This is a genomic window from Actinomyces respiraculi, from assembly GCF_014595995.2.
Lineage (GTDB): Bacteria > Actinomycetota > Actinomycetes > Actinomycetales > Actinomycetaceae > Actinomyces > Actinomyces respiraculi.
In genome coordinates, this window is sequence record NZ_CP063989.1 from 384821 (window position 1) to 407869 (window position 23049).

General features: G+C 70.4%; 22 protein-coding genes and 2 pseudogenes. 16 read left to right on the forward strand and 8 right to left on the reverse strand.

Going from position 1 to position 23049, the window contains the following annotated elements; translation table 11 throughout:
• Nucleotides 1-127: 127 nt before the first annotated feature.
• Nucleotides 128-583 carry an alternative ribosome rescue aminoacyl-tRNA hydrolase ArfB gene (gene arfB / locus ID810_RS01580; RefSeq protein WP_166856617.1) on the reverse strand — a complete coding sequence of 152 codons (456 nt, stop codon included), beginning with the start codon at nt 581-583 and terminating at the stop codon, nt 128-130.
• Between the two features lie 138 nt (nt 584-721).
• On the opposite strand from arfB, the gene ID810_RS01585 reads away from it, so the two are divergent.
• From ID810_RS01585 to ID810_RS01625, 9 genes are all read left to right on the forward strand, one after another.
• The gene (locus ID810_RS01585; RefSeq protein WP_166856618.1) at nt 722-1693 is read left to right on the forward strand and encodes a diaminopimelate dehydrogenase; all 972 of its coding nucleotides are present in this window, start codon (nt 722-724) and stop codon (nt 1691-1693) included.
• Between the two features lie 288 nt (nt 1694-1981).
• Nucleotides 1982-4393 carry a protease PrsW gene (locus ID810_RS01590; protein ID WP_188232552.1) on the forward strand — a complete coding sequence of 804 codons (2412 nt, stop codon included), beginning with the start codon at nt 1982-1984 and terminating at the stop codon, nt 4391-4393.
• Nucleotides 4394-4441: 48 nt separating this feature from the next.
• The gene (locus ID810_RS01595; RefSeq protein ID WP_166856622.1) at nt 4442-4981 is read left to right on the forward strand and encodes a DUF6301 family protein; all 540 of its coding nucleotides are present in this window, start codon (nt 4442-4444) and stop codon (nt 4979-4981) included.
• 52 nt (nt 4982-5033) lie between these two features.
• Entirely contained in the window at nt 5034-5567 is a 534-nt protein-coding gene (locus ID810_RS01600; RefSeq protein ID WP_243856598.1) for a DUF6301 family protein, read from the forward strand.
• A gap of 52 nt (nt 5568-5619) precedes the next feature.
• The gene (locus tag ID810_RS01605; protein ID WP_243856596.1) at nt 5620-6159 is read left to right on the forward strand and encodes a DUF6301 family protein; all 540 of its coding nucleotides are present in this window, start codon (nt 5620-5622) and stop codon (nt 6157-6159) included.
• A gap of 21 nt (nt 6160-6180) precedes the next feature.
• Complete coding sequence (locus ID810_RS01610) at nt 6181-6651, forward strand: DUF6301 family protein (RefSeq protein ID WP_243856594.1); 471 nt, start codon at nt 6181-6183, stop codon at nt 6649-6651.
• Nucleotides 6652-6722: 71 nt separating this feature from the next.
• Nucleotides 6723-6932, forward strand: coding sequence for a hypothetical protein (locus ID810_RS12745; RefSeq protein ID WP_166856512.1), 210 nt, complete (start codon nt 6723-6725; stop codon nt 6930-6932).
• A gap of 174 nt (nt 6933-7106) precedes the next feature.
• Nucleotides 7107-7802 (forward strand): hypothetical protein, encoded by a 696-nt coding sequence (locus tag ID810_RS01620; protein ID WP_166856442.1) that lies wholly within the window; start codon nt 7107-7109, stop codon nt 7800-7802.
• The gene (locus tag ID810_RS01625) at nt 7792-8814 is read left to right on the forward strand and encodes a hypothetical protein (RefSeq protein ID WP_243856588.1); all 1023 of its coding nucleotides are present in this window, start codon (nt 7792-7794) and stop codon (nt 8812-8814) included. The genes ID810_RS01620 and ID810_RS01625 overlap by 11 nt, the downstream gene beginning before the upstream one ends.
• Nucleotides 8815-8869: 55 nt before the next feature.
• Here ID810_RS01625 and trpB read toward each other — a convergent pair.
• Nucleotides 8870-10198 (reverse strand): annotated as a pseudogene (trpB, locus tag ID810_RS01630) (tryptophan synthase subunit beta); the annotation flags it as partial.
• A gap of 233 nt (nt 10199-10431) precedes the next feature.
• Nucleotides 10432-11433: a DUF368 domain-containing protein gene (locus tag ID810_RS01635; RefSeq protein ID WP_166856439.1), complete on the reverse strand. Its 1002-nt coding sequence runs from the start codon at nt 11431-11433 to the stop codon at nt 10432-10434.
• A 275-nt stretch (nt 11434-11708) separates the two neighbouring features.
• Between ID810_RS01635 and ID810_RS01640 the strand changes: the two genes are divergently transcribed.
• The gene (locus ID810_RS01640; protein WP_166856437.1) at nt 11709-12341 is read left to right on the forward strand and encodes a GNAT family N-acetyltransferase; all 633 of its coding nucleotides are present in this window, start codon (nt 11709-11711) and stop codon (nt 12339-12341) included.
• A gap of 116 nt (nt 12342-12457) precedes the next feature.
• Here the strand turns inward: ID810_RS01640 and ID810_RS01645 are convergent, their stop codons facing one another.
• Nucleotides 12458-13744: a M48 family metallopeptidase gene (locus tag ID810_RS01645; protein ID WP_166856436.1), complete on the reverse strand. Its 1287-nt coding sequence runs from the start codon at nt 13742-13744 to the stop codon at nt 12458-12460.
• Nucleotides 13745-14038: 294 nt separating this feature from the next.
• Between ID810_RS01645 and ID810_RS01650 the strand changes: the two genes are divergently transcribed.
• The gene (locus ID810_RS01650; protein ID WP_166856509.1) at nt 14039-14761 is read left to right on the forward strand and encodes an aminoacyl-tRNA hydrolase; all 723 of its coding nucleotides are present in this window, start codon (nt 14039-14041) and stop codon (nt 14759-14761) included.
• A gap of 41 nt (nt 14762-14802) precedes the next feature.
• Here ID810_RS01650 and ID810_RS01655 read toward each other — a convergent pair.
• Nucleotides 14803-15348: pseudogene (locus tag ID810_RS01655) on the reverse strand (GtrA family protein); the annotation flags it as partial.
• Between the two features lie 181 nt (nt 15349-15529).
• Nucleotides 15530-16180, reverse strand: a complete 651-nt coding sequence (locus ID810_RS01660) for an HAD-IA family hydrolase (RefSeq protein WP_166856434.1) — start codon at nt 16178-16180, stop codon at nt 15530-15532.
• Between the two features lie 92 nt (nt 16181-16272).
• On the opposite strand from ID810_RS01660, the gene ID810_RS01665 reads away from it, so the two are divergent.
• Both ID810_RS01665 and ID810_RS01670 read left to right on the forward strand, forming a co-directional pair.
• Nucleotides 16273-17685, forward strand: coding sequence for a M18 family aminopeptidase (locus ID810_RS01665; protein WP_166856432.1), 1413 nt, complete (start codon nt 16273-16275; stop codon nt 17683-17685).
• A 71-nt stretch (nt 17686-17756) separates the two neighbouring features.
• Nucleotides 17757-18179: a YchJ family protein gene (locus ID810_RS01670; RefSeq protein ID WP_243856582.1), complete on the forward strand. Its 423-nt coding sequence runs from the start codon at nt 17757-17759 to the stop codon at nt 18177-18179.
• A 2-nt stretch (nt 18180-18181) separates the two neighbouring features.
• On the opposite strand, the gene ID810_RS01675 is transcribed toward ID810_RS01670, so the two are convergent.
• Nucleotides 18182-19312: an oxidoreductase gene (locus tag ID810_RS01675; protein WP_166856428.1), complete on the reverse strand. Its 1131-nt coding sequence runs from the start codon at nt 19310-19312 to the stop codon at nt 18182-18184.
• Between the two features lie 205 nt (nt 19313-19517).
• On the opposite strand from ID810_RS01675, the gene ID810_RS01680 reads away from it, so the two are divergent.
• Nucleotides 19518-20489: a patatin-like phospholipase family protein gene (locus tag ID810_RS01680; RefSeq protein ID WP_166856426.1), complete on the forward strand. Its 972-nt coding sequence runs from the start codon at nt 19518-19520 to the stop codon at nt 20487-20489.
• Here ID810_RS01680 and ID810_RS01685 read toward each other — a convergent pair.
• Nucleotides 20486-21010, reverse strand: a complete 525-nt coding sequence (locus ID810_RS01685) for an NUDIX domain-containing protein (RefSeq protein WP_166856424.1) — start codon at nt 21008-21010, stop codon at nt 20486-20488. The genes ID810_RS01680 and ID810_RS01685 overlap by 4 nt on opposite strands.
• A gap of 108 nt (nt 21011-21118) precedes the next feature.
• On the opposite strand from ID810_RS01685, the gene ID810_RS01690 reads away from it, so the two are divergent.
• Both ID810_RS01690 and ID810_RS01695 read left to right on the forward strand, forming a co-directional pair.
• A complete protein-coding gene (locus tag ID810_RS01690; RefSeq protein ID WP_166856422.1) occupies nt 21119-21703 on the forward strand; it encodes a biotin transporter BioY in 585 nt (194 codons plus the stop codon).
• A gap of 61 nt (nt 21704-21764) precedes the next feature.
• The gene (locus ID810_RS01695) at nt 21765-22856 is read left to right on the forward strand and encodes an LLM class flavin-dependent oxidoreductase (RefSeq protein WP_166856420.1); all 1092 of its coding nucleotides are present in this window, start codon (nt 21765-21767) and stop codon (nt 22854-22856) included.
• The last annotated feature ends 193 nt before the right edge of the window (nt 22857-23049 follow it).

The window sequence follows — 23049 nt, forward strand, 5'->3', positions numbered from 1 at the left end:
GAGTACGTGGAGGAGCACGGGACGGCGACATCCGAACGGTCGTGAGATTACTGTGCTGCGGCCCGCCGACGGTGTGCGAGGTCGGTCACGGGGTCCGTTGGGGACAGCAGCGGGGTCAGTCGCGAGCTCAGTCACCCGGAACCGGCCTGCGCCTGCCCGCCTTGATCTCGCCGCGCCGTTTCTTCGCCGCCAGCCGACGGCGATGGGACCCCGCCGTCGGTCTCGTCGCCCGTCGCACCTGGACGGGAGCGAGCGCCGCCCGCAGCAGCCCCGCCAGGCGCTCGCGGGCGGCTTTGCGGTTCTGGCGCTGCGAGCGCTGCTGTGAGGCCGTGACCGTCAGAACCGTCCCCGTGAGGTAACCCGGCGCGTGCCGGGCCAGGTGCGCCAGGGCCCGCGCGCGCTGGTGCTCGTCCAGGGCCGACGTCGTCGCCACGTCCAGGCTCAACTGGACCCGCGAGTCGGAGGTGTTGACCCCCTGCCCGCCTGGCCCGCCCGAGTGGGAGAAGGTCTCCACCAGGTCTCCCGCCGGGACCGTCAGCCCCCTCGGGCAGCCCGGGCCGGGACTGATGCGCAGATCGTCCATGGCGACAGTCTGGACCGCCCGGGTGCGTGCGCGTCACTGAGACGCAGGTGCGAGCGCGTTACTGAGACACATGACCTGACGGAAACATCCGGATGGAAGACTTGCAGTCGATTCAGAACGTCTACCAGGAGATCCGCAATGATCAGGGTTGTTATCAACGGCTACGGGAACCTCGGACGCGGCGTCGAGCAGGCCGTGAGCAAGACCGAGGACATGGAGGTCGCCGTCGTCCTCACTCGACGCGACCCGGCCGGCGTCACCACCCTCGGGGCGCCCGTCGCCCACCTCGACGACGCCGCCGACTGGGCCGACAAGGCGGACGTCTGCATCAACTGCGGCGGCTCCGCCACCGACCTCATCGAGCAGACCCCCGCCGCCGCCGCGCTGTTCCACACGGTCGACTCCTTCGACACGCACGCACGCATCCCTGAGCACTTCGCAGCCGTCGACGCCGCCGCTCAGGCCGCCGGCCACCTCACCCTCATCTCCGCCGGCTGGGACCCGGGCCTGTTCTCCATGCTGCGGGTGCTCGGCGACGCCGTCCTGCCCGACGGCGAGACCACCACCTTCTGGGGGCCCGGCGTCTCCCAGGGTCACTCCGACGCCCTGCGGCGCATCGACGGCGTGCTCGACGCCAAGCAGTACACGCTGCCGGTAGCGTCGGCGGTCGAGCAGGCGAAGACGGGTTCGGCTGCGGGGCTGACGACTCGTGAGAAGCACACGCGTGAGTGCTATGTCGTGGCTGCCGAGGGTGCGGACCGGGCGGCCATTGAGGCCGAGATCAAGGCGATGCCCTACTACTTCGCCGACTACGACACGACCGTCACCTTCGTCACTGCCGAGGAGCTGGCTGCCGGGCACTCCGGTATCCCGCACGGGGGTCAGGTCATCCGTCGTGGTGCCACCTCCGAGGGCGTGCACGCGACCATCGGCTTTGAGCTGGCGCTGGGCTCCAACCCGGAGTTCACTGGTGCGGTGCTGGTGGCGGTTGCCCGCGCGGTGGTGCGGATGGCTGAGCGCGGTGAGGTCGGAGCCCGCACGGTCTTCGATGTGACGCTTGCGGACCTGTCCCCTCGGAGCCCGGAGGAGCTGCGCGCCAGCTTCCTGTGAGCTGAGCGGAGGCAACGCCGCGCGGGTGCTTGCTGTGTGGGGGGTCACTTCGTTACGGTCGACGGGCGGGTTCCCCGGCTCGTGAGCAGTGTCGCCGTTCCTGAGTGAGGTGTGCTTGTGTCCACCGGTCCCGATGACACTCTGGTGACGCCCGGCGCGCCCGGGCTGCCCCCTGGGTACGGCCAGGGGTTGAGGGACGTCCCGGCTGAGGCGTGGATGCGGGTTCCGCCTGAGGGGTGGGAGCGGGCGCGGGACGCGTGGGCCCGATGGCTGGGGCGCCATCCGCGGGTGGTGCGGCTGCTGAGCCGGGTGGCGCAGCTTGGGCAGGTCGGCTCCCTGCTGCTGGCTGTGGCACTGGTGGTGGTTGAGGGGCTGGCGCACGCGCTGGTTCCCGCGGTGAGCCTGCTGGCCGGGCTGCTGGTGCTGGTGGCGGTGGCTCGCACGCGTACCGTGAGCACGCGGTCGCTGACGATGTTGCTGAGTGCGAGCACGGTATGGGCGTTGGGAATCGCCGTGCTCACAACCGCGCTGGGCAATGCGGAGGGCCTGTCTGCGCGCGATGACGGCGCCATCATCTCCTTGGCGGCATTCGTTGAGGAGCCGGGCAAGCTGCTCATCCTCCTGCTGCCGGCGCTGGTGGCACCGGGGCGTATGCGGCGCATGGCGGCGTCGGACTGGGCGCTGATGGGGTATGCGGCGGGGGCTGGTTTCACGATCGCGGAGGACTCGGTCAGGCGTCTGACGACAGCCACGAACCTGTGGAGCATCCTTGCCGAGCTCTTTGACGAGGGAACGCACTACTCGCTCAACCCGTTGACCTCAGGGTCGCTTGAGAGAGGACTTGAGGCGCCGTTCACCGGCGAGTGGGTCGAGGTCATGGCGGTGGGTCACCATGTCTCGACGATGCTGGTCGCCGCCACACTCGGCCTGGCGATCGCTGCCTGGCGCTACGCCGGGAGGCTGGGGACCTCGGATGCCTCAGTCTCAGTGGGGCTGTGGTGGCGGATGCTGTCGGTGGTGGGGCCGGTGGCTGCGCTGGGCTACGTCATCACGGACCATGCCGCCTACAACGCGTCGGTTGCGTGGTCGGGATGGGTGGACGAGGGCGGTCTGCTGTTCGGGCCGCTGAGCTTCGTGTGGTTCATATGCGGCATGGGGCATGGGCAGGTTCCTGTCGTGGTGCTGCTGCTGGGGCTGTGCCTGGCGGTTGACGCGCACCGTCGTATGCGTGCGGGGTTCATGGGGCGGGTGGACCCTGAGCGTGGGGCGGTGCCGCCGCTGTCTGGTGTGAGTGCTCGGTGGCGTGAGCCTCTACGTGCCGTGGTGGCGGTGGGGGTCTTCGCCTGGAGCGACTTGGCGGTGATCCTGTCGGGTTACACACGTCCGGACCTGACGCGTGCGGAGCGGATGCGGCGCGGGCGCCGGGTGGGCCAGCTGATCCTGCAGGTGCGGCGCCAGGCAATGAGTGTGACGTCCCCGGGCGGGGAGCCCACCGCCAGGAGGCGGTGGGCGCTCGGGGCGCTTGTGGTGGCGGCGGTGTCGGTGGCCGCGTGCCTGGCGGTCGGCGTCGTCATCGGCCGCAGCATCGGCCCGGCGGCAAGCAGCCCCGACGACGCCGTGTTCTTCGCCGGACTCTTGGATGGCCTGGCCTCGTGGTGGGACGGATTGAACCCTGCCGCGCAGATCCTGCTCATCGCGCTGGGAGTTCTGGCACTGATGAGCATGGGGGCCTCGGCCGCCCTGGCCATGGGGGCGGTCGGCGTCGTGACGTGGTTCGCGGGGCACGGTCACGGGGTCGCCGCCTTCATGCGTGACCCCCGTGCGGCGACGGCGAGCTACGTGCGCAACGTGACACCCGGCCAGCTGCTCATGGACGTTGTCGACTTCGCCACCACCTTCATCCCCGGCTCGGCGCTGGGGGTGGGGCTGCGTACGGCTGAGAGGTCCTTGAGCGCCACCGTTGCTGCGCGCCGCTCGGCTCGTCTGCCGGACCTCGCGTCCTTGTTCCAGATGCGTGACGAGGCGCTGGCCGCCCGCCGCGCGGCGGAGGCCCACCTCAAGGACCTGCTGCCGCCGGGGACGAGGATGCCGGACTTCAACAAGAGGAACTATGAGGACACGCTGGATTTACTACGTCGAGGTGGGCATGACAGGGAAGCGCTCGATCAACTGAGGGAAGCGTCTGAGAACTGTCACACTGCGCGTCCGCGTGCGGGCCGTATCACTGAAGTTGCTGGCGAGGTTGGAGGCTTGCAGGAGTTGGAACGACACGGCTACACAGTGCCAGATGCCTTTCGCCCTCAGGGGCTGGAGGCGAAGCCCACGGGTCCCCGCAAGGTTGACATGCTGGCGGTGTCGGCTGACCGTGGGAGTATCCACGTGCCTGAGCTCAAGGGCGGAACAGGCCGGCTGAAAACGAATCCGGTGCGCACCCTTTTCGAGGGGAGGGCTCCTCAGGGGACGCCTGCCTACGTGCGTGACCGTATGCTCCGTGACGACAGGGTCATCGAGTTCTTCCGGGACAACCCGGACCTGTGGGAAGGGGTCAAGCGCGGCGACATCACGGTCACGAGCGACGTCATCTCAACCCCGGAAGCGGGGTTCGTGAATCGCGGCAACCCGATCGACGTGGACCTGGCCTCCCACCCGCAGATCGTCACTGCAATCGAGCAGAGAATCGCTGCACTGGGCAGCCCCTGACTCAACTGCCAGCCAATGTAAACGCACAACCTCTAAGGAGAGCTGAACATGAAGATGGAGACGTTGCCGGTTGAGACGGCGGTGGAATGGGTGACGGCGTGGACGGGTCTGTCCTGGCCGGTGTCCTGGGAGACGGCCTTTGCGATCCGTGACCGTCTGGGGTGGGTTTCTCATCCTAAGAATAGTCGTTTCTTCGTAACCTCCTTGTCTACCGGGGAGGCTGATGGAGGCATGACAAAAGATGAAAATGGTCTGTTCAGGGGGATCGACTTTTCGTTGGCGACAGTCGTGGTGCGGGGACAGGAGGAGCCTGATACGGCGTTTGTGACGTGGGCTGCGTACGAGTCGTATGTCGAGGCCCTGGCGGGTGTGTTCGGTCAGCCTCGGACGGAGGTGCGGCGCCGCGGTGCTGAGAGTGAGCACCGTAATTCGAAGTGGTACCTGCCCAACAGATCGTCCTTCAGCCTGACGGCCTTGCCGGGGGTCATCACAGTGTACGTGTTCTCGCCTGAGGTGACGTGGGCTGATCTTGAGGATCAGCGTCTGACTGAGGAGTACGGCGAGAACTGGGAGGACTTCATTGAGTGAGGGAGAAGGTGCCTGAGGCTGTTGTCTGACGGGAGGGGGTTGTCTGGTGAGGATGGAGACGTTGCCGGTTGAGACGGCGGTGGAGTGGGTGACGGCGTGGACGGGTCTGTCCTGGCCGGTGTCCTGGGAGACGGCCTTTGCGATCCGCGACCGCCTGGGCTGGGTTGCTGATCCAGAGGAGGCTAGGTACTTCACGACGTTCTTGTCGAGGAATGGGGCTGATGGCGGGATGTCGACGAATGAGAGTGGGATGTTCAACGGGATCGACTTCCCGTTGGCGACGACTGTGATCAGGGGGCAGAAGGAGCCGGATACGGCGTCGGTGACGTGGGCTGCGTACGAGTCGTATGTCGAGGCCCTGGCGAGGCTGTTCGATAAGCCTCGGACGGAGGTGCGGCGTCGCGGTAGGGATGACGAGTTCCGACAGGCGAAGTGGTACCTGCCCAACAACTCGTCTTTCAGCCTCGGTGCGCGGCCGGGGATCATGGCAGTATACGTGTACTCGCCTGAGGTGACGTGGGCTGATCTTGAGGATCAGCGTCTGACTGAGGAGTACGGCGAGAACTGGGAGGACTTCATTGAGTGAGGGAGAAGGTGCCTGAGGCTGTTGTCTGACGGGAGGGGGTTGTCTGGTGAGGATGGAGACGTTGCCGGTTGAGACGGCGGTGGAGTGGGTGACGGCCTGGACTGGGCTGTCTTGGCCGGTGTCGTGGGAGACCGCGTTTGCGATCCGTGACCGTCTGGGGTGGGTGCCCTACTCGGAGGATGGCCGTTTCTTCACGACGGTGCTCACCCCTCCGGGTGCACGGCATGGTGGGTCGATGAGCCGTAGGCAGCAGGGGATGTTCAGTGGGGTGACGTTCCCGTTGGCGACTCGGGTGATCAGGGGGCAGAAGGAGCCTGATACGGCGTCGGTGACCTGGGCTGCGTACGCGTCGTATGTCGAGGCTCTGACGGGGCTGTTCGGCAAGCCTCGCACGCAGGTGCGGCAGCGTGGGAAGGATGACGAGTTTCGCGAGGCAACCTGGTACCTGCCTAACAGGGCGTCCTTCAGTCTGACCTCTCTGTCGGGAATTATGACGGTGTATATCAACTCTCCGCAGTCGACGTTGAATGATCTGGAGGACCAGCGTCTGACGGAGAAGTACGGCGAGGACTGGGAGGACTTTGTTGACTGAGGAGGTGTCTGTCTGGTGAAGATGGAGACGTTGCCGGTGTCCACGGCGGTGGAGTGGGTGACGGCCTGGACGGGCCTGGCCTGGCCGGTGTCGTGGGAGACGGCGTTCGCGATCCGTGACCGTCTGGGGTGGGTGCCCTACTCGGAGGACGGCCGGTTATTCGCGACTTTCCTGTCTGCCGTTGGGGCTGATGGGTGGATGGAGCCCAACCGGGACGGGTACTTCGACGCGGTTGACTTCCCGCTGGCGACGGTCATCACCGAGGTGTTCGTGGAGCCTGATACGGCGTCGGTGACGTGGGCGGCGTACGAGTCGTATCTCGAGGCCTTGACGGGGGTGTTCGGTGCTGCGTGGACGGTGGAGCGAGACATGGGAACGGATAACGAGGACCGTCAGGCCAAGTGGTGCCTGCCCAATGGCTCGTCCCTCCGGCTGGGGGCGCGGTCAGGTAACATCGAGGTGTACGTGCGCTCACCTGATCACCTGAGGTGACCCGGGCTGATAAGGAGAACCAGCGCCTGAGCGCGCAGGAACGTCTTGCCTGAGGGGGTTGTCCGGTGAGGATGGAGACGTTGCCGGTGGCGTCGGCGGTCGAGCAGGCGAAGACGGGCTCCGTTGCGGGGCTGACGACTCGTGACAAGCACACGCGCGACTGCTACGTCGTGGCTGCCGAGGAGCTGGGCGTGGTGAGGTTGGTGCGAGCACGGTCTTCGACGTCACGCTTGCGGACCTGTCCCCTCGGAGCCCGGGAGCTGCGCGCCAGCTTCCTGTGAGCTGAGCGGCGGGCCGACGGGGTGTGACCTATCTGATAGGCGGTTCTGGCCTCCGCGGTCCTTCATGAGCGTGCGAGGGACCGCGGGGGGGGTTAGTTTTCGGTGGCGAGAGCCGTCCCCGCCCCAACGGCTCTTTCCTGACACCAGACGTTCACTCGCCGTGGAGGAGACGCCATGTCCGAATCCAGTCCTGAGACCTCGCCGGTCGTCGTGACCGTACCTGCTCCGAAGCAGAGACGGTTCCCGTGGGCCCTGTTCGTTGTGGCCGTCGTGGCGCTTGTTCTGGGCAGCGTGGTCTCCACGAGAGTGGCGTCGATGTTCCAGTGGGGCACGGACTCGGAGTCGACCAACACCCAGGTGGTGCGATCCATTGAGCTCAAGCAGGACGTCATTCTTCTGAGCCTGTCGGTCGACGCGATCGCCACCGAGGACAAGGGCTCCCACATCGGCACCTGGAAGATCCCTGGTACCGGAGAGAACGTCATTATGAGGTACGGCTCTGACGCGAAGCTGGGTCTTGACGGCTCTCAGGTCTCCATCGAGCAGACTGGTGAGTCTGCCTACACCGTGACGGTTCCCGCTTTCCAGTTCCTCGCCTACGACAACTTCACTTTCGAGACACTGGTCGAGGACGGCGGTGTGCTGTCCGGTATCACTCCTGACATCGACAAGGAGAAGATGGCGAACAAGCTCATCAACGATGAGGTCAAGGCCCAGCACGTCTCCACCAATGTCGAGCTGCTCAAGATGCAGTGCGAGACCTTCTACAACAACATCGTGCACGCCATCGATCCCAACATCGTCCTCACATTCGTCTACACCGACGTGCCTGCGGACGCCGCCCGAGAGGGAGCCGCACGTGAGCGGTGAGGAGCGCAACGACAGACTCGTCGAGGCGATGAGCGGGGCCGCCCTTGAGCCCGCCTCCGTGACCAGCGAGGGCCTCGAGGGCATCGAGGCCGAGCTCGTCTCCCAGCAGGCCGACGCCGAGAAGTACACGATCGTGTTCCTCTCGAAGGTCATCCGGCTGAGAGGCGTCAAGATCGACCGTGAGCAGTTCCTGTCCCAGGAGTTGCGCAAACTCGGGCTGAGTGACGCCCAGATCGAGCAGGCGATCGCCTCCACACCCGTCCAGGCCTGCGTCGGGCTCATCGACCTGGACGTTCTCGCGCGCAAGAGCATCGACTTCGAGACCCGCAAGTCGGCGGGCATGTCCTTCGCGACCGGCCTTCCGGGCGGATTCGCCATGCTGGCGACCGTCCCCGCTGACGTCACCCAGTACTACGTCCATGCCTTCAGGATCTCCCAGAAGCTCGCCTTCCTCTACGGCTGGCGTGACCTGCTGGACGACCTTGATGAGGTCGACGACGAGACCGTCGGCAAGTTCGCCGTCTTCCTCGGCGTCATGATGGGCGTCGCTGGTGCCTCCGCCTCACTGGGCAGCTTCGCACAGCAGGTGGCCCGACCCGCGCTCCAGAAGCAGATCACCAAGCAGGCGCTGGCCAAGAACGCCTGGTACCCGGTGATGAAGAGGACGCTCGCGCTCATCGGCGTCAAGGTCACCAAGGACTCCTTCGCCAAGACCGTGACCAAGGCTGTTCCCCTCGTCGGCGGAGTGATCTCGGGCGGGATGACCCTTGTAGCGCTCAAGTCCCAGGCGCGGCGTCTGCACGAGCACCTGCGGGAGCTGCCGCCCCCGGGGGTGGACGCGGCCGACTACGGCGCAGCCCTTGCGGCGGCCGACGTTGAGGCTCCAAGTCCCGTGCGTGTGACGGCTCAGAACGCGGTTGAGGGTGCCCAGAGCGCGGCCGCTGCTGCGGCCGGACGCGCCACGGGCGCCGCCCGCAGCCTGCTGCAACGCGGCCGCGAGCGGCTCGGCTAGGCCGTCCGGCCGGGGCGTGCGCGGCTCCACCGGGCTCGGACGCGCCCGCGCCCCCTCAGTGGTGTGCGACCGTGCGGCCCGCCTCACGGGCGTTGGACTCGGCCGTCATCATCCTGAGGATCTCGGAGATCTTGAGCCCACGCGTGGGCACCGCCACCGGGTCCTCGAACAGCAGGTCGCCGAGCACGTTCTGCACGTACTCCATGTCCTTGTCGCCGCGTCCCGACAGGTTGACGAGGATGTTCACCGGCTCGCCGTCGTAGCCCTCGGCCTCCAGGTCCTCCGCCATCTTCAACGCCTGCGCCAGCGCGTGCGAGGACTCCAGCGCCGGGATGATGCCCTCGTAGCGGCTGAGCATGCGGAAGGCCTGCAGGGCCTCGTTGTCGTCGATGCCCAGGTACTCCGCCCGCCCGGTCTGCATGAGCCAGGCGTGCTCGGCACCCACACCCGGGTAGTCCAGGCCCGCGGACACGGAGAAGGACTCGCCCACGTTGCCGTCGCTGGAGCGCAGCACGTAGGAGCGCGAGCCGTGCAGGATGCCGATCTCACCGCGGTTGAGCGGCGCGCCGTGACGGTGCGTGTCCAGCCCCTCACCGGCCGGCTCCACGCCGATCAGGCGCACGTCAGCGTTGCCCGGCTCGTCCTTGAGGTACTCGGCGAAAGCGCCAATCGCGTTGGAGCCGCCACCAACCGCCGCGACCACGTAGTCCGGCAGGCGGCCCGTCCGCTCAAGCATCTGCTCGCGCGTCTCACGGGAGATGACCGACTGGAACTCCTTGACGAGTGTCGGGAAGGGGTGGGGCCCGCAGGCCGAGCCCAGCAGGTAGTGCGTCGTCGACAGGTTCTCCACCCAGTCGCCCAGCGCGATGTCGATCGCGTTGGACATCGAGCCGCCCTCGTCATTGGTCACCGGCACGACATTCGCGCCCATCAGGCGCATACGGCGCACGTTGGGCTGCTGGCGGGCCACGTCCGTGGCTCCCATGTAGATCGTGCACTCCATGCCCATGAGCGCCGCCACCATGGCGGTCGCCGTCCCGTGCTGGCCGGCGCCCGTCTCCGCGATGAGCCGGGTCTTGCCCAGCCGCTTGGCGAGCAGGGCCTGTGCGAGCACCTGGTTGCCCTTGTGGGCACCGCCGTGGGCCAGGTCCTCGCGCTTGAGGAAGATGCGGGCCTTGCCGCGCCCATGCCCCTCCAGGGGAAGGTTGGCGCACTCGGTGATGGGGGTCGGGCGGCCCAGGTACTCGCGCTGGAGGCGGTCGAGCTCGGCGAGGAAGTCGGGGTCCGCAACGGCCTCGACGTAGGCCCTCTCCAGCTCGTCAAGCACGGGCAGGAGCTGGTCGGGCACGTACTGCCCGCCGAACTCGCCGAAGAAGGCGGGGATGAGGGTGTCGCGGGTCTGGATCGCGGGGGACTGGGTCATGGGTGGGTCCTTGTCGGTCATGGGGCCCGACGACGCAGGGTACGCCGGACACGCGACCGGCCCGCGACCTCAGGTGAGGAGCGAGCCGGGTGGTCGGTGCACGGTGAGGCAGGGGCCCATCATCAGGCTCTCCACCACCGGTTCTCACACCGTGGTGATGCTAGGGGCCGCCTCGGGCGTCGGGCAAGGCGCGCTCAGCCGGTGGCCAGGGTCTGTGCGATCTCCTCGCGCACCTGCTGCGCCGCGCCGCGCCGGGTGACCATCTCGTCGACGACGACGAGCCCCAGCACCACGGCGAAACCCAGCAGCCCCAGGCCCATCACCGCGCCAAGCTGTGCGCCCGGCGCAAGGAGGGTGCCGCCGTCGGACTGCCACGGCCACAGCGCCCGCAGGCCACCCACCATGAGCCCGGCCAGCGCCGACAGCGTCATCGCCTCATAACGGGCCAGCAGCACCTGCAGGGCCTTGACGACGACGGCCAGCCCGACGACGGCCCCCGTCGCGAAGAGGCCGAGGTAGCCCAGGTCGAGGGTGTCGACGGCGCGCAGCGTCGGCTGGTACAGGCTGAGGGTGAGCAGCAGGAAGGAGCCAGACAGGCCCGGCAGCACCAGGGCGGAGACGGCGATGGCCGCGGCCGCGACGATGACGAGGGGGTGCGGTGTCAGCCTCGTGGGCTCCAGCGACACGAGCAGGAAGGTGAGGACCGCTGCGACGGCGCCGACGGCGAGCAGCCGCAGCGGGCGCTGGCGGCGGGTGCGCGAGCCGAGGGGCACGGCCCCGATGGAGGCGGTGATCATGCGTACCGGCACGGCCACGGAGGCGAGCACCATGCCCAGGAAGAGGCCGCGCATGAGCGTGGGGTGGTGCTCGACGGCGTCGGCCATGGGCCCGGCAACGGTGAGGACCGCGGCCGCCATCCCGGCCATGACGGGCAGGAGCACGCGCCACTGCACCTCGGCCAGGCGGGCGCGGGCGCCGGCGGCGCGGTCCGGGCCGGTGATGAGCGCCTTGGCGGCGGAGACGAGTGAGGAGGCGGAGCCGATGAGCTCGTGGTAGATGCCGACGACGAGGGCGACCGTGCCGCCGGAGACACCGGGGACGGTCTCGACCGTGCCGATGAGGGCGCCGCGCACGACGTTGCCCAGGATGCTGGTGTGTCGCCGTGAGGTGGGCTCGCCGGGGGCGGTGGGCGTCATGCGGGTCTCCTCGGGTTCGGTCGCTGTTTCTGAACGACGGTAGAGGGTGAGCCTGTGAGCGTCATGTGCCTGCGGCGTGAGAAGTGTCGCGCGTGGTCGATCGGGCCGGGGCGGGACCGCGGGCCCAGAGGGCGGGTCCGGGCTACGCCGTCGGGCCGGAGCCGGGGCCGGGGCGGGACTGTGGGTCCGGGCCGCGCCGTTGGGGCGACGACGTCGGACCCGCCCGTCTCCACCCGGGTTTGCTGCGCCCCCTGCCGACGTCGGACAGTGTCCCCGTGACCAGTGACGCATCCGACCACGACCCCCGTGCCCCCCACAGCATCGCCGACATCGACGCCCGCGGCGGTGCCCCAGCCGCCCGGGACGGCGTCCGCACCTCCGAGGGCCCGCGCGGCCTGCTCACGGTGCGCGCCGCCCGGCCCGAGGACGCCGCCCGCGTCGCCCGCCTGCTGTGCCTGCGCGCGGGCACGAGCGTGGACGAGGCGAGGCAGCAGGCGCCGACCATGATCGAGAACCTGCCCGCGCTCGTCATCGCCACTCTCACACCCGACGGCGTTGGAGCCGACGACGAGGACGCCGAGGCCCTGGCCGTCCCGGTCGCGCTCTCCGGCGCCTTCTTCCTGCCCGAGGGCATGTTCGACGATGACGGCTGGATGGTCACCGGCCTGCTCATCGACCCGGACGTCAGGCGCGGCGGCATCGGGCGGGCCGTACTGGCCGAGCTCGTGCGCCAGGTCGGCGCCCTCCAGCCGGGGGCCGTGCTCCAGACCTTCGTGGACGCCACCCATCACGCGGCGCTCGCCATGCACCTGTCCGTCGGCTTCCACAGGGTCGAGGAGAGGCAGAGCTTCGCGGGGATGGAGATGCCCGACGGCGGGATGGTGCTCGCCGTCGTCTGCCCCGGCTGACTCGGCTGACTCGGCTGCCCTGGCTGACTCAGCCCCCTCCCGCCGCCCCTCCCGTGACCTTGCGGGCGGAGCGGCGGGAGCGGCCGAGACCAGTGTGCCGGGTCAGGACCGGGTGGTCAGGACCGGGCCGTCACCGGCACCGGCGTCGGGTCCGCGAGCCTGAGGGCGTCACGCGGAGCCGTGTACTCCACTCCGGGGTAGCGGCCGAACTGCTCCTCGTCCGTGCGCGGCCCGAAGGCGTCCAGCGTCGCCAGGGCCTGGCCCGGCGTCGGCCAGCCGGTGGAGGCGGTCGACCCCGTGGGCGTGGACGGCGCGAACCACGCCGTCGACTCCTTGGGCCGCAGCATGATCCGGCCGGGGGCGCGACGATCCCGCAGGGCGTGCGCGCGCCACGTGTTGACCGGGTGCGTGGCGGCCCACACCGCCAGGTGCAGCCACAGGCCCTTCTCACGTGTGGCCCGGTCCGCCATCGCGTGCAGGTTCACCTGCGCGCCCAGGTACTTGCCGCCGGAGAGCAGGCCGATCATGCCGGCCACGCCCTGCGGCGCCACCGAGTAGCCGTGGTTGTCGGCCGTGTACTCCTGGGCGCGCGACAGGGCCTGGCTGAGCAGGGGGATGTTGGAGGCGAGCGCTGTCGCGACGAGGCGGAACCAGGAGACGTGCCCGGCCGCGAGGTGACCGACCTCGTGACCGATGACGAAGCGGAGCGCCTCAGGGTCACGGGCCCGGCCGCCCACCTCGAACAGGTCGGAGTGGACGGCGACGAAGCGCCTGAACCCGTGACCCGACGCGAAGGCGTTGACCACCCCGTTGCCCAGGACGACGTAGGCGTCGGGCACCCGGCGCAGGCCGAACTGCTGGGCGGCCTCAACCACCATGCGGTAGCCCTCGGGGAACTGGGCGGGACTCATCTGGACGGCCTGGGAGCGCAGCTGGGCGTAGAGGATGGCGCGTACCACCCACACGACGACGGGGATGATGGGCACGACGAGGAGGAACTGAGCGCCGTAGGAGGTGGCGTCCCCGACGAAGAACTCACGGAGGTCGGCGAGCTCGCCGGTTGGGTTGGGATCCGTCATGAGCCACACGCACAGCGTGATCCACAGGATGAGGCCCAGAGCGCTGAAGACGACGCTCGTCCACATCAGGGCCAGCTCGGCGGGGTGACGCAGCGGCTTGATGCCCCACAACCCGTGCACGGTGGCGCCGTTGGTGAGGGTCGGCGGCCCGACCTCGGGGGCCGGTACGGCCGCAGGTGCTGGTGGGACGGTGGGTGGCAACGGAGCCGTCCCGGGGGCGGGGGAAGTACCGGCGTTGGGGCCCGCGTTGAAGCCGGCGTAGGGGTCGGCGGGGGCGGGCCCGGACTCGGGTCCAGGGGTCTGGTAGGGGTCGTGATCGGTCATGCGTCCACGCTAAGGGCCCGCACCCGTCCACCGGTTGGGCCGCGGGGATGATCTGCGTCCGTCGCCGTCGTCCTCCTCCAGAAGGATGACGACGGCGACTGCGTGTGAGCATCGCTGCCCGTCCGCCGCCTGTCCTCGCGAGTCAAGGCAGGGGTGAGAGGGCCCGCAGGGGCAGGGGCTAGGGTCGGGTGCGTGACTCAGACGCAACCAGGACCCGCCGTGCCATCGGCCCCCGTCCCACCGGTCTCCCCGCTGAACCCCGGTGCCGAGGTCGTCCCCGGCACCGAGTGGGGCATGCAGATCACCCTGCGCTACGACAAGGTCCACCCCTCGCGCCGCCTCGACGTCGCCGAGGCCACCGCGCGCGCCGTCGTCGCCCTCCTCGCCTCACCCGAGGCGGCCCCCGGCGGGCCCTGGCACGAGGCCGTGCGCTACTGGCGTGACGGGCGCATCCGCAAGCTCGTGCGTCGCGCTCGCGGCCGACGCTGGGACGAGGTCCAGGCGCTGCCGGGCGTCACCGTCACCCAGGACGGGCCCCTGGGCTGGGCGCCCGCCGAAGCCCGCGCCCTCGTCCCGGGACCCGTGCGCCCTCTGCCCACGGCCCTGGCCAAGACGCAGGTCGAGGGCACGCACTTTCCCGACGGCGACGAGCTCCCGCCGGCGCCCGCCGCGGTGACCGCCGCCGTCGACCGGGCCGCGGGACGCACCGCCGACCTGCTCGCCCTGGGCAGCGCCTCAACGTCTCAGGGTGCCCTCGTCACCGTCGAGGTGACTCCGCTGCACGAGATGACCTCCGGCAAGCTCTGCGCCCAGGTCGCCCACGCCGCCCAGCTGGCCTGGCAGAGCCCGGACATGCCCCCTGCCTTGCGCGACGCCTGGGCCGAGGACGGCTACCGGGTGCGCGTCGTCCTGCCCGGTGCCGACTCGTGGCGCTCGACGCCCCGGCCCGTCTCGGTGGTGGACGCGGGCTTCACCGAGCTCGACGGGCCGACGGAGACGACCCGCGCCTTCTGGTGACGGCGGACATCACCCTCCGTCCGCTCGATGAGCTCCTCCTCGTCCTCCACAGGCTCGGGCGTGCCCCGGAACACCCACAGGCGCATGAGCGCGTAGAGGTACAGGCCCTCGCAGCAGGCTGAGATGACGCGCGCGAGCTCGGCGTTGACACCGGCCAGGTGCAGGAGGCTCGACAGCCCCAGGATGAAGATGACGTACTGGCTCACGAGCCCGATGACGTAGCGGCCGCCCTGCGAGGACAGCGATCCGTGCGACTGGAAGTTGAGCCACCGGTTGAGCACCAGCGAATAGGCGCCGGCCACGAGGTAACCCAGGGTCACGGCCAGCGGGTAGAACCAGTGCAGCCGCTCGTACATCACCCACAGCAGACTGATGTCGATGACGAAGGCGGAGCCGTTGATGAGGGCGTAGCCGATGAAGGTCACGGGCACGAGTGCGCGCAGACGCTTGGGCAGGAACCGGTGGATGCGGGAGATGACCTTGAGGAAGGCGCGCGGGGCACGGCGCGAGGGGTCGTTGAGGACGTCGAGACGGTCCTGGACCCGGTCGCGCACCGTGCCGGTCGCCGTCCGCGCTGCTACCGACATCGCGTCCTCCTCCTGCGGCACTCACCTGTTGAGCGTCGCTCGACGCCGAGTCTTCCCTGCCCCGGCCGGTTGGGCAAGCCCGCCAGGATGAGATCAGGGAGGTCCCGGGGTCCTCCCTGAGGAGGACATGGCCCGTCCGCCCGACGGCGACCGCCCCGTCCGCCCGACGGCGACCCGCCCGTCAGAGCGTCCGCGTCAGCGCCTCGACGACGCCCTGGCGCAGCACCTGGCCGCCGGCATCCGCCGGGTGGTGCAGGACCCTGAGTCCCACGCCTTGGGCCGAGGCGACGTTCGCGGCGCTGTCGTCCACGAACAGGGCCTCATGGGCGCTCACCCCGGCCAGGCGCAGGACGTCCTCGAAGTAGCGCGGGTCGGGCTTGGCGACTCCGAGCACGCAGGAGTAGGCGTCGAGGTCGCACAGCCCGTCGTAGCGCAGTTGCGAGCGCATCCACTGCCGGCGCTCCCACTGCTGGTTCGTCGCCAGGACCGTGAGGTAGCCGGTGGCCCTGAGGTCGGCCACCAGCTGCCGGGCGGTGGGGTCGGGGGTCGCGCGCCGCCACAGCCGCAGCAGTTCGGCGGTGGTCGTCCTCAGATCCAGGCTCCGCACCAGCCGGTCCAACAGGTCAGTCAGGCTCTCGCGCCCCTCGAGGGCCGGGCGCTCCTCGGCGAGCAGCCGCTCGGCGAACGCCGGTCCTCCGGCCTCGGCCAGGGCCTGGCGCCAGGGGGTGCCGATGAGTTGCAGCACGCCGTCGGCGTCGAGCAGGACGGCGCGCACCGGGCCGGTGCCAACGGGCGGGATCGCGGGCGGTGCTGCGGGCTGGGCTTTGCTCATACCCCTGATCCTGCCCCGGTGTGAGCTGCGGTCCCAGCCCCGCCACGGCACCGTGTCGGCCGGTGCCACCCCGACGGTGGGAGACTGGCGCCATGCCCGACCACATCAGCGACACCCCCGTGCCCGCCGCCGCACAGCGCGCGGCCACGGTCCTCACCGACGCCGACGCCTACACCGCCTCACTCATCGACCTCGTCACCGCCTCCCCCTCGAGCTACCACGCGGCCGCCACCCTCACCGCCCGGCTCGAGGCCGTCGGCTTCACCGAGGTCAGCGAGACGGTCCCCTGGGGCCAGGACCTGCCCCGGCGCGGCTACGTGCTGCGCGACGGCGCCGTCGCCGCCTGGATGCTGCCGGACGCACCCAGCCCCACCACCGCCTTCCGCGTCGTCGGATCCCACACGGACTCGCCCGCCCTCAAGCTCAAGCCCAGCGCCGCCCTCACCCGCGAGGGCTACCAGCTCATCAACGCCGAGGTCTACGGCGGCCCACTGCTCAACTCCTTCCTCGACCGCGACCTGGGCCTGGCCGGACGGCTCGTCACCCGCGACGGCGCCGTCCACCTCGTGCGCACCGGCCCGGTTGCGCGCGTCGCCCAGCTGGCCCCCCACCTGGACCGCAGCGTCAACGAGAACCTGCATCTGGACCGCCAGGCACACCTGACGCCCCTGTGGTCCCTCTCCGCCCGGGCGACCGGGGCCGACGACGCCGCCACGCGCGGACAGGCCGACGCCGTCGAGCAGTACCTGTGCGAGATCGCCGGGATCGAGCGGGCCGAGCTCGCCTCCCACGACGTTGTCACCTACCCCACGGAGGCCCCGGGGCGCATCGGCCGCCACGGCGAGATGCTCGCCTCCTCGCGCCTGGACAACCTCAGCTCCGTGCAGGCCAGCATCGTCGCCCTCGAGGCCCTGGCGGCCGACGTCGGCCTCGGTGAGGGCGGGGCGGGCCGGTGGGAGGCCGCCACGGCGCGCGACGCCGTCGTCCTCATCGCCAACGACCACGAGGAGGTCGGATCCGCGACCCGCTCGGGTGCCGCCGGCCCCTTCCTTGAGACGGTGCTGCGCCGCCTCGCGCGCCGCATGGGCCTGGAGGACGATGCCTTCGAGGCGGCGATGGCGCGCTCGGTGTGCGTGTCCGCCGATGCCGGCCATGGCGTGCACCCCTGCTACCCGGACAGGCACGACCCGGCCGTGCGCCCGGTGCTCGGCGGCGGCCCCGTGCTCAAGATCAACGCGAACCAGCGCTACGCCTCCGACGCCGTGGGCGCGGCCCTGTGGGCCAGGGCCTGCCGTGCCGCGGGCGTCCCGCACCAGGACTTCGTGTCCTCCAACGCGGTGCCCTGCGGCTCGACCATCGGCCCGATCACGGCGACCCGCCTGGGGATGACGACGGTGGACGTCGGCCAGCCGCTGCTGTCGATGCACTCCCAGCGCGAGTTGTGCGCCATCGCGGACGGCCCCTGGCTCGCCCAGGCGCTGGCCGCCTTCTGGGCGGGGCTGTGAGCGGGAGTCGAGCCCGGGGGAGGGCCCGGAGCCGGGCCCGCCAGTCAGGCGGCTCGTCCGGCGCCTCGCCCGTGCGCAGTGCCGGGGCCCGGCCCGCCGACCCCTGCCCCTGCGGCAGCGGCCGCACCTTCGCCGACTGCTGCGAGAGCGTGCTCGACGGCGAAGCCGCCCCCACGGCCGAGGCGCTCATGCGCTCGCGCTACACGGCCTTCGCCGTCGGCGACGAGGACCACATCTTCCGCACCTGGCACCCGCGCACCCGCCCGGAGGGCCCCTACTGCCACCCCGGCACGCGCTGGCTGGGGCTCACCGTCCACGAGTGCGTCGGGGGAAGCCCATTGGCCGCCGACGGCGAGGAGGCGGTCGTGGAGTTCACGGCCCGTTTCGAGGCGGTGGACGGGCGCGGCGGCACGGCGTTCGACGCACTGAGGGAGCGCAGCACCTTTGTCAAACGGGCCGGCCGCTGGCTCTACGTCGACGGCGAGCAGCTGTAGGCTCAGGCCCAGACGCCGCGCCAGTACTGGGCGGGGAAGCCCGCTTGCTGCCAGTCGTTCACCCCCAGCTCGTGCGCCCACCGCAGCGGCGCGTACGGGTCGCGCAGCGCGTAACGGCCCACCGCCACGGCGTCCGCCTGGCCGGTCACCAGGACCTGCTCCGCCTGCGCCCCGCTCTCCAGGCGTCCGACGGCGACCACCACCGGGCTGCCCCCGCCCGTCGTCGTCATCCCCGCCACCGCCTGGCGCACCTGGGCGGCGAAACGCACCTGGTAGCCCGGGCCCGTGGGCAAGCTCGCCGGGACGTTGCCTCCCGTCGAGATGTGCAGGACGTCCACACCCTCCTCGACCAGCTCGCGCGCGAGCACCGCCGTGTCCTCAGCCGTCAGACCGCCCTCGACCCAGTCGGTCGCGGACAGGCGGATGCCCAGCACCCGCCCCTCGGGCCCCTCGCCGAGCACCCTGCGCACCGCACGCACCGTCTCCAGCGCGAAGCGGCGTCGCCCCTGCGGTGAGCCTCCGAGCGTGTCCTCGCGCTCGTTGGACAGTGGGGAGAGGAACTGGTGGATGAGGTAGCCGTGCGCGCCGTGCAGCTCCACGAGGTCGTATCCGGCCTGGACCGCACGCCGGGCGGCCGCCGCGAAGGCGGCCACGACGTCGTCGGCCTCCTCAAGAGTCAGGGCCCGCGGCACCGCGTGACCCGGGTAGGCCAGGGCTGACGGCGCGACCAGGTCCCAGCCCTCAAGGGTGCTCGTGCGCGCCTCGCTTCTCGGAACCGTCGGCAGCCACGGGGGCGTGCCGGCCTTGCGGCCGCCGTGACCCAGCTGGATGCCCGCCAGCGCGCCGCCCGCATGGACGGCATCCACCAGGTGCCGGTGACCCTCCACCTGGGCGTCGTCCCACAGGCCGAGGTCGCGCGGGGACAGGCGGCCGTTGGGCGCCACCGCGGTCGCCTCGACGACGACGGTGCCGAAGCCTCCCAGCGCCCGGGTCGCGTAGTGCTGCACATGCCAGTCGGTGACCTTGCCGTCCTCGGCGTCGACGCTGTACATGCACATGGGAGGCAGCCACAGTCGGTTGCGCGCGCTCGCGGCGCGCATCGTCAGGGGCTCAAGAAGAAGGGGCATGCTCATGACCATGACGCTATGCGTGTGGGTCTCCGGGCGGTAACGCCTCCCGGTCATGTGGGTTCTGGATCACAGCCTCGCTGTGGACTGGGGCGGCTGTGCGCGCGGGAGTCTGGGCGGTCGCGCCTGGTGGCGTGACACAGCCTTTCGGCCTTTCAGTGGTGCAAGACCACACTGACCTTCGGGGCTCGGCGTCGATAGCCTGCGGGTGATGACCACTGCCAGCCCCTCACACCAGACCCGCCCTGTCCGCCCCGTCCGCTTCGGTCGGCCCGGCCACGCCCCGGCCCCCGTCACCACCGAGATCGACGACGTCGCCCTCGTCTTCGAGGGAGGCGGCATGCGCGGTGCCTACACGGCGGCGCTGGTACAGGTGATGCTTGAGGCAGGCCTCGCCTTCCCCTGGGTCGGGGGCATCTCCGCCGGGTCCACCAACACCGTCAACATGGTCTCGCGAGACCTGTGGCGCACCCGCGAGGCCTTCGTCGGCATCCCCGCGGACCCCGAGGCCGGCGGCTGGGGCTCCTTTGTCAGGGGCCGGGGCTACTTCAACTCCGACCACATCTACCAGCACACGAGCCTGCCCGACGAGCGCTTCCCCTTCGACTGGCCGGCCTTCGCGGCCTCGACCTCCACGGTGCGCATCGGCGCCTTCCGCTGCGACACCGGCGAGATGGTCTACTGGGGCGCCGAGGACATGGAGAGCCTGAAGGACCTGACGATTCGCTGCCAGGCCTCCTCCTCCATGCCGGTGCTCATGCCCACCGTCCACATCGACGGCGTGCCCTACCTCGACGGGGCCCTGGGCCCCACCGGTGGCTTCGCGACGGACGCGGCGCTCGCGGACGGCTATACGCGCATGCTCGTGGTCTCCACGCGTGCGGCCGGTTACCGCAAGCCCGCCGAGAAGCGGGCCGGGGCCTACCGGCGCCTGTTCCGCAAGACTCCGGCGGTGGCGCAGGGGATCATCGCGCGCCCGGACGGCTACAACCGGACGGTCGAGTGGCTGGAGGAGGAGCGGCGTGCCGGTCGCGTCTACCTGTACCAGCCCGAGCGGATGCCGATCGAGAACGGCGAGCTGCGTTATGACCGGGTCTCGAGCGCCTATGAGATGGGCCTGGTGCAGGCGCGCCGCGAGTTGCCGAGGATTCTGGAGTTTTTGGGGGTGTCGGGCTCTGACTAGGAATGAGTGACAGGCCCCCGCCCGGCCGGGAAGCCGAAGACCGTCACCGCGGGCACGCCTGCCCCGCCACGCAGCTGCTCGGCGAGCAGGTCCATCACGTGCCGCTCGTGCGGAGGGACGAGCGGCAGGTCGTCGAGGGGGTACCAGGCGAGGTCCGCGGCCCGGGCCGCTTCCGCGATGGTCGGCTCGCCCCGCCAGCGTCTGAGGGTGAAGAACCAGTCCGCCCGCTGCTCGCGCGGGGCGCCTGCAAGGTCATTGGTGCGGTGCATGCCCGTCAGTGGCTCGAGGTCCGCCGGGTCGACGACGACACCCAGCTCCTCCTTGGCCTCACGCACGGCCGCCTCCACGACGGACTCGCCGACCTCCACGTGGCCGGCCGCGCCGCAGGCCCAGTACCCGTCCATGTAGCCCGTGTTCCGGCGCAGCTGCAGCAGCACCTGCGGCAGCCGGGCCCCGGTGGGGGCTTGGCGCAGGAACAGGACGTAAGCGGCGGGGACGAGGGCGACGTGGTGACGGGTCACACGGACACGCTACCGGCACCCTGCTTGTGGGAAACCCACAAAGGTGCTGCGGCAGGACCGACGCCGTCGTGGGGTGAGCCAGAGCGGCCGGACGTCTACGGTTGTCACATGTCGCTGAACAAGAACCTCTCCATATCCCTCTCCCGCCTGAGCGCCGAGGGCGCCGCCGAGGCCTCCACCTCCCGTCTGGCCCTGGTCGTCCGCGAGGTCCTGCTCGTCCTGGCCGGAACCTCCGTCATCGCCCTCGTCGGCCAGCTGCGGGTGCCGCTGCCCTTCACCCCCGTCCCGGTGACGCTGGGCACGCTGGCCGTCCTCGGTGTTGGCGGCGTTCTCGGCTCGCGGCGCGGCGTGACCTCCGCCCTGCTGCTGGCCCTGGCCGCCGCCGTGGGCCTGCCGGTGCTCCAGGGCTTCACGAGCGGCATCACGCCCTCCTTCGGCTACGTCATCGGCTACGCGCTGGTGGCGGCCGTCGCCGGGCGGGCCGTGCAGGCCACCTCCTGGCCTCGCCGCCTGGGCCTCATGGTCCTGGCCTCCGCGTTCGTGTACGTGCCGGGCCTGGCGTGGCTCGCCGTCGCCACCGGCGCCCCGCTGGGCACGGTCATCGGCATGGGGCTCACGCCCTTCATCATCGGCGACCTGCTCAAGTCGCTCCTGGCCTCGGCGCTGCCCGCCCGCCCCGCTCCCACGGCCTGACCGAGCGTGAGCCGAGACGAGCGCCCCCGTTGATGGTGCCTGGTGGCCTAGCCTGAGGCCCATGCCCGCCAGCTCCCCGGTCCTGTCCGTCTTCGACCTCGTTCCCATCAGCGCCGGGCGCACCGGCGACCAGGCACTGGCCGAGATGACCGGGCTCGCCCGCACCGCTGACGCCTGTGGCTACCACCGCTACTGGATCGCCGAGCACCACGGCTCCACCACCTACCTCGCGGCCGCCACGACCGTCCTCATGGGACAGGTCCTGGCGGCCACCGAGCGCATCGGCGTCGCCTCGGGCGGCATCATGCTGCCCAACCACTCGCCGCTCGTCGTGGCCGAGCAGATCGGCACCCTGGCCCGGCTCTACCCCGGCCGCGTGGGCCTGGGCCTGGGCCGGGCCCCCGGCACCGACCCGCTGACCGCCTCCGCCCTGCACCGCCGAGCCGCCGACCCCCGCTCCTTCGCCCAGGACGTCCTGCAGACCCTGACCTACCTCGGGCGGGTGTCCGACGACGTCCCCGCCACCGTCCCCGGGTCCCTCACCCCCCTCGTTGCCGGGGCCGACGGCGAGGCGCAGGAGCCGCCCGCCCCCGTAGGCCGGGCGCGCGCCGTCGTGGGGGAGGGGACTGCGCCCGAACCCTGGGTGCTGGGCTCCTCCGTCAACGGCGCCCGCGTGGCCGGTGCGCTCGGCCTGCCCTTCGCCGTCGCCTCGCACTTCGCCCCTGCCCAGGCTGAGGCCGCCATCGTCAGCTACCGCTCCGTCTTCGACGCCTCCTGCTCCGTCTCGCTCGACGGTCGCCCCCACGTGGCGGCCGTCGTCAACGCCATGGTCGCCCCCACCGAGGCCGAGGCACGGTTCCTCTTCACGACGGCGATGGCCGCCGCCGCCCGGGTGATCGGCGGCCGCCCCGCCCCGCTGGACCCTCCGAGTGAGGACCTCTCCGCATGGCGGCGCCTGGTTCCGGGGCAGGAGACCGCCGTCGAGCAGGCCATGGCCATGTCCTTTGTCGGCACCGCCGACGACGTTGCCGCCCGGCTGCGGGCGCTGGCTGAGCGCTGGGGCCTGGAGGAGGTGCTGGTGGTCAGCCACGCGCACGATGCTCACGCCCGGCGGCGTTCCTACGAGCTGCTGGCTAGCGCGTGGGGGGTGTGATAACTTTCACGGTGCATCTTCATGCATGTCATACATGACGTGATGTGGACGAAGATCACGTTGCTATCGTCCGGAAAATGTATCAGTGCTCTCGCCTCAGGGGGTGGCTCTGGTCATATACTCAGCCGGAATCGCGTATTGTTATACGATCCGCGGTGAACAACACCCCCGATATACGCCTCGTCTGCCCCGC

Coding starts and splice junctions, on each gene's coding strand:
- arfB (WP_166856617.1), bottom strand. CDS start 583: ATGGACGATCTGCGCATCAGTCCCGGCCCGGGCTGCCCGAGGGGGCTG.
- ID810_RS01585 (WP_166856618.1), top strand. CDS start 722: ATGATCAGGGTTGTTATCAACGGCTACGGGAACCTCGGACGCGGCGTC.
- ID810_RS01595 (WP_166856622.1), top strand. CDS start 4,442: ATGAAGATGGAGACGTTGCCGGTTGAGACGGCGGTGGAATGGGTGACG.
- ID810_RS01600 (WP_243856598.1), top strand. CDS start 5,034: ATGGAGACGTTGCCGGTTGAGACGGCGGTGGAGTGGGTGACGGCGTGG.
- ID810_RS01605 (WP_243856596.1), top strand. CDS start 5,620: ATGGAGACGTTGCCGGTTGAGACGGCGGTGGAGTGGGTGACGGCCTGG.
- ID810_RS01610 (WP_243856594.1), top strand. CDS start 6,181: ATGGAGACGTTGCCGGTGTCCACGGCGGTGGAGTGGGTGACGGCCTGG.
- ID810_RS12745 (WP_166856512.1), top strand. CDS start 6,723: ATGGAGACGTTGCCGGTGGCGTCGGCGGTCGAGCAGGCGAAGACGGGC.
- ID810_RS01620 (WP_166856442.1), top strand. CDS start 7,107: ATGTCCGAATCCAGTCCTGAGACCTCGCCGGTCGTCGTGACCGTACCT.
- ID810_RS01635 (WP_166856439.1), bottom strand. CDS start 11,433: ATGACGCCCACCGCCCCCGGCGAGCCCACCTCACGGCGACACACCAGC.
- ID810_RS01645 (WP_166856436.1), bottom strand. CDS start 13,744: ATGACCGATCACGACCCCTACCAGACCCCTGGACCCGAGTCCGGGCCC.
- ID810_RS01650 (WP_166856509.1), top strand. CDS start 14,039: ATGCAGATCACCCTGCGCTACGACAAGGTCCACCCCTCGCGCCGCCTC.
- ID810_RS01660 (WP_166856434.1), bottom strand. CDS start 16,180: ATGAGCAAAGCCCAGCCCGCAGCACCGCCCGCGATCCCGCCCGTTGGC.
- ID810_RS01665 (WP_166856432.1), top strand. CDS start 16,273: ATGCCCGACCACATCAGCGACACCCCCGTGCCCGCCGCCGCACAGCGC.
- ID810_RS01675 (WP_166856428.1), bottom strand. CDS start 19,312: ATGAGCATGCCCCTTCTTCTTGAGCCCCTGACGATGCGCGCCGCGAGC.
- ID810_RS01680 (WP_166856426.1), top strand. CDS start 19,518: ATGACCACTGCCAGCCCCTCACACCAGACCCGCCCTGTCCGCCCCGTC.
- ID810_RS01690 (WP_166856422.1), top strand. CDS start 21,119: ATGTCGCTGAACAAGAACCTCTCCATATCCCTCTCCCGCCTGAGCGCC.
- ID810_RS01695 (WP_166856420.1), top strand. CDS start 21,765: ATGCCCGCCAGCTCCCCGGTCCTGTCCGTCTTCGACCTCGTTCCCATC.